Source organism: uncultured Sulfuricurvum sp. (assembly GCF_937936435.1).
GTDB lineage: Bacteria > Campylobacterota > Campylobacteria > Campylobacterales > Sulfurimonadaceae > Sulfuricurvum.
On the sequence record NZ_CALDDG010000062.1, the window covers coordinates 1 to 4,085 of the forward strand.

Consider the following 4,085-nt stretch of genomic DNA (forward strand, 5'->3'; position numbering starts at 1 on the left):
AGATAAAGGAATGTGACTGGAGTTCAGACGTGTGCTCTTCCGATCTAGGACATCGAAAGGTTCGAGTTCGACAAAACGTGCAGAGAGGGTAACGGCAGAATGGGTCTCTTTGGCCCGACGCGAAAATTCGGAGGGTGTTTGCCCGAAATGTTCTTTAAACACTTTCGTAAATGCGGCGCTCGTCTCGTATCCGCTCTCCATCGCAATAGACGTTATGTTACGGTCGGTTTTGAATTTGATCGTCGTTTTTTGCAATCGGACACGCCGGATATAATCTCCGACACTCTCGCCGACGATCGATTTGAAAATCCGATGAAAATGGTATTTCGAAAATCCGGCGATTTTCGATAACTCATCCAAAGAAAGATTTTCGCTGCTGTGTTCTTCAATGTGTCTGACGGTTCGATAGACACTTTGAAAGTACTCCTTTTGAGTCGAATCCTTCATATCGCTACAACACTTCCAGAGCCGCATACGGTGTATTGTAGTGGATCATCTCGCTTATTTCCCCGTTTTGCATATTCAATGCCGAATACCCAAGACCGGAAGGTGTCGCCGCACCGTAACGGTTTGCCGTCCATCCCACAGGCTCGGAATAACCCGATTCAGACCAGATAGCACATAGATCCCTGCATTTTCCCGATCGGCTCACGATATAGGCATGATTCGGAGAGCTTTCGTCTTTTTTACCCGTTCCGCTTGTCGGCAATGCCAGTTTGACACCGTTAATCGTTCCGTAACGGTAAAGATTATTGACCCCTTCTTTGCGAGTTTTCCCTTTGGCATCGTGATTGAAAATAGCATTTAAACGATCAAAACTGACAAAATCGGCACCGCCGTTCAAGACTCCGCTGTTATCGCTCGTACCGTCGCCAGAGCGATCCCAATGGTAAAACCATTGTGTACCCACATGGACGGGGGCGATCAATTTCCCCTCTTTACCCAGATCGATCACATCGTTCATCACCCTTAGCGATACGGTGATTTCACTGTTTGCTTCTTTTACGACAATCGTATAATCGTTATGGGCTTTCTGAACGCTCGGCAATGCCCTAAACGTCACCTCACCCGAACTGTTGAGCGTAAAAAGGGCATTGTCTCCCTTACCTGCGATCAGAGTCGCACCGGAATGGGCTTTATAGACGGGTGTAGATATCGAAAATTTCCCTTCCAACAGATCGTCTGTGCGGATCGTCTCACTGCCCGAAACCGCCGACACCATTCCTAAAAAAAGTACTGTTACATCTCTCAAACGCATTTCTTCCTACCTCTTAAATCGCGATACCGAGAGATCGGATAAACTCTTCGACTTTGTGCGTGTAATCATTATCCAATCCCAGCTCTTCATTAATCTCTTTATGCGATTTGGCCTGCGGAGCTACTTCGCTGCGTACGCCTATCGATTTGGCCGCTTTTACAAACGCTTCGGCCTGAATGCACGGTTTATCAGGACGTTCGGTCGAACACACCAGATACATCGGAAGTGCCGAAGTACTCAGGCGCTGTTGCGGTGAAGCACTCTCCCAATACGCGGAGTCGGTACCGAACGCTTCATCATAAAAACCGTAATGTTTGCCGTTCATCACTTTTGGTATATCCATCGCTGCACTGTCAAGCGAAACGGTTCCGAGCCACGGTTTCAAATTCGGATAGCGAGTAGGATCGGATGAGAGGAGATCGACGAGATGCGCTCCGGCAGAATGCCCCATCAATACGATTTTAGTCGCATCTCCGCCCCATTCAGCTGCATGTTCTTGCACATAAGCGAGTGCGGAAGCAACATCGTCCGCCTGTTTCAAAGGATCGGCATTAGGTAATAAACGGTAATTGACCGAAACGAAAATGATCCCTTTCGGATTCCAGCGCGCTACTTTGTTATCGACAACACGCTCCATCCGTTTGTCCCCGATCTTCCATGCTCCGCCGTGAACCATGACAAAGATAGGAGCATTTTTCGGTGTAGCCGGGAGATAAACATCCAATTTCTGTTTCTTATCGCTTCCGTAAGCAAACTCTTTGGCTCCACTCGCGTTTTGCGATCCCGAAGCGGCTCGTGCTTCGGAACGTTTTTGGATCATATCCCGGATCGCTCCGGCATTCAGCTCCAGTGTCAATAGCCCTGCAAGTGCCAAAACAGCCCATGCGAAACGTGTCGTTTTCATCCGTTACCTCTTTGTTAAAATAAGCAACATGATTATACGATGATTAATAAAACGAAACTATTTCAATCTTGCTATTTTTTCGTGCAGGCGACCGGTATATTCTTATCCCGCGCATATTCCACCCCCCAGTCGATCATCATCTCTAAGATCGGACGGATCGCTTCGCCGTGCGGCGTGAGGCTGTACTCCACTTTCGGGGGGACCTGTTCGTAGACGACCCGTTTGATCAGGCCGTTCTCTTCCATCTCCCGCAGTTGCTGCGTCAGCATCTTTTGGGTGATGCGGGGCATGAGCCGGAGCATTTCGCCGTTACGCAATACTTTTTTGTCGTGCAAATGCCATAGAATAAGTCCTTTCCATTTTCCGCCTATCAGTTCAAGGGTGAGTTCAAAATGGCAATTGAAAGGAGATTGAATCATTTATAGTTACCTTTTAGTATGTACAGTACTTTTTAGTACGTTCTTGATTTTAAATACCGTATTCTATAAAATCACTTCTGACAAAATCTTGAAGGAGAAACTGGTGAAACATGTATTGTTATTAAACCTGCATCAGAAATACGAAGGGATCGCTAACGGAAACTTAACACGGGATATTCTAAAGGAAGCCAAATCTTTTTTTCTGAATCATGGGTACGAAGTCAAAGAGACGACTATCGATGAAGGATATGATGTAGCCGAAGAGTTGGAAAAATTCAAATGGGCCGATCTCTTTTTCGTCCAATCTCCCGTCTATTGGATGGGATTGCCGTGGTTGGGAAAAAAATATATCGACGATATTTTCTCGGGTGGAACCGGTGCGGTCACCTACGCCAGCGACGGACGGAGCCGAAACGATCCGTCTAAAACCTACGGAAGCGGCGGCTTGATGGGTGAGAAACGGTATATGCTCAGCTTTACCTATAATTGTCCGGAAAGCGAATTCGATAATCCCGACGGTTTTTTTGACGGGCTTAGTCTGGACCAGGCCAACATCGCCCTTCACAAAACATTTCAGTTTTGCGGAGTGAAACCGTATCCGAGTTTCTCCGTTCACGACATCTATAAATCGGAATTCGATCTCGATACCGCATTGCACAATCTGCATAGCCATTTAGAACAAAATTTACACTAAGGAAATACCCATGCGAAACGATTTTGAAAAAGCGATGCACTTCCGCTATGCGTGCAAACTGTTTGACGCCACAAAACCGATGCGTAACGAAGATTTGACCTTTATCCTCGAAGCGGGACGCCTCAGTCCCAGTTCGTTCGGGATGGAACAATGGCAATTTTTCGTCATCCGCGATACAGCGATGCGCCAAGCGATACAGGCAGTAGCATGGAATCAACCCCAAATCACGACGGCATCCGTCCTTATCGCCGTCGCGTATAAGAAAAAAGTCCGCAGTACCGATAGCTATATCAAAGACGAATTTGCAAAATTCCACTATCCAGACTATCTTTTAGCAATGTATGCCGGTTCCGTCGATCCCCGAAGCGATGAAATGTTAGAGTGCTGGTCGTCGCGACAGGTCTATATCGCGGCGGCGAACATGATGACTGCTGCCGCATCGATCGGAATCGATTCATGCCCTATGGAAGGATTCGACCGTAAGGAAGTAGAAAGTATCATGGGGATTGATACGCAAACCTACGGTGTCCCTTTGCTCATTCCGTTTGGATACCGTGTCAACGAACAACCTCCGCTTCACCGCTCAGAACTCAGTAATGTCGTAACGTATATTTAAAAAGGAACCCAATGCAACCATTTACCTACTATAACCCGACCCGCATCGAATTCGGACGCGGCAAAGAAAACGATATCGGAAAAATGATCGCCGAACAGGGAATTAAACGGCTTCTTCTCGTTTATGGAACCGGTTCGATCAAAAAAAACGGCTTATACGACAGAGTCATTCAGAGTCTTACAGAAGCGGGAATC

At 47.0% G+C, this 4,085-nt stretch carries 6 protein-coding genes; 3 read left to right on the top strand and 3 right to left on the bottom strand.

The window, feature by feature from the left end:
- Positions 1-451 precede the first annotated feature (451 nt).
- The 3 genes from Q0389_RS06865 to Q0389_RS06875 form a co-directional block, all read right to left on the bottom strand.
- A complete protein-coding gene (locus Q0389_RS06865; protein WP_298693041.1) occupies positions 452-1,258 on the bottom strand; it encodes a hypothetical protein in 807 nt (268 codons plus the stop codon).
- A 13-nt stretch (positions 1,259-1,271) separates the two neighbouring features.
- Entirely contained in the window at positions 1,272-2,162 is an 891-nt protein-coding gene (locus Q0389_RS06870; protein WP_298693043.1) for an alpha/beta hydrolase, read from the bottom strand.
- A 71-nt stretch (positions 2,163-2,233) separates the two neighbouring features.
- The gene (locus Q0389_RS06875; RefSeq protein WP_298693044.1) at positions 2,234-2,581 is read right to left on the bottom strand and encodes a helix-turn-helix domain-containing protein; all 348 of its coding nucleotides are present in this window, start codon (positions 2,579-2,581) and stop codon (positions 2,234-2,236) included.
- 103 nt (positions 2,582-2,684) lie between these two features.
- On the opposite strand from Q0389_RS06875, the gene Q0389_RS06880 reads away from it, so the two are divergent.
- From Q0389_RS06880 to Q0389_RS06890, 3 genes are all read left to right on the top strand, one after another.
- On the top strand, positions 2,685-3,275 hold the full coding sequence (locus tag Q0389_RS06880) for an NAD(P)H-dependent oxidoreductase (protein WP_298693046.1): 591 nt from the start codon (positions 2,685-2,687) through the stop codon (positions 3,273-3,275).
- A gap of 10 nt (positions 3,276-3,285) precedes the next feature.
- Entirely contained in the window at positions 3,286-3,891 is a 606-nt protein-coding gene (locus tag Q0389_RS06885) for an NAD(P)H-dependent oxidoreductase (protein ID WP_298693048.1), read from the top strand.
- Between the two features lie 11 nt (positions 3,892-3,902).
- Positions 3,903-4,085: iron-containing alcohol dehydrogenase (locus Q0389_RS06890; RefSeq protein WP_298693050.1), on the top strand; the 183-nt coding region annotated here is incomplete at its 3' end.

What these genes read in the sequence shown, in the direction of transcription:
- Q0389_RS06865 (WP_298693041.1), bottom strand. Translation starts at nt 1,258, where the DNA reads ATGCGTTTGAGAGATGTAACAGTACTTTTTTTAGGAATGGTGTCGGCG.
- Q0389_RS06870 (WP_298693043.1), bottom strand. Translation starts at nt 2,162, where the DNA reads ATGAAAACGACACGTTTCGCATGGGCTGTTTTGGCACTTGCAGGGCTA.
- Q0389_RS06875 (WP_298693044.1), bottom strand. Translation starts at nt 2,581, where the DNA reads ATGATTCAATCTCCTTTCAATTGCCATTTTGAACTCACCCTTGAACTG.
- Q0389_RS06885 (WP_298693048.1), top strand. Translation starts at nt 3,286, where the DNA reads ATGCGAAACGATTTTGAAAAAGCGATGCACTTCCGCTATGCGTGCAAA.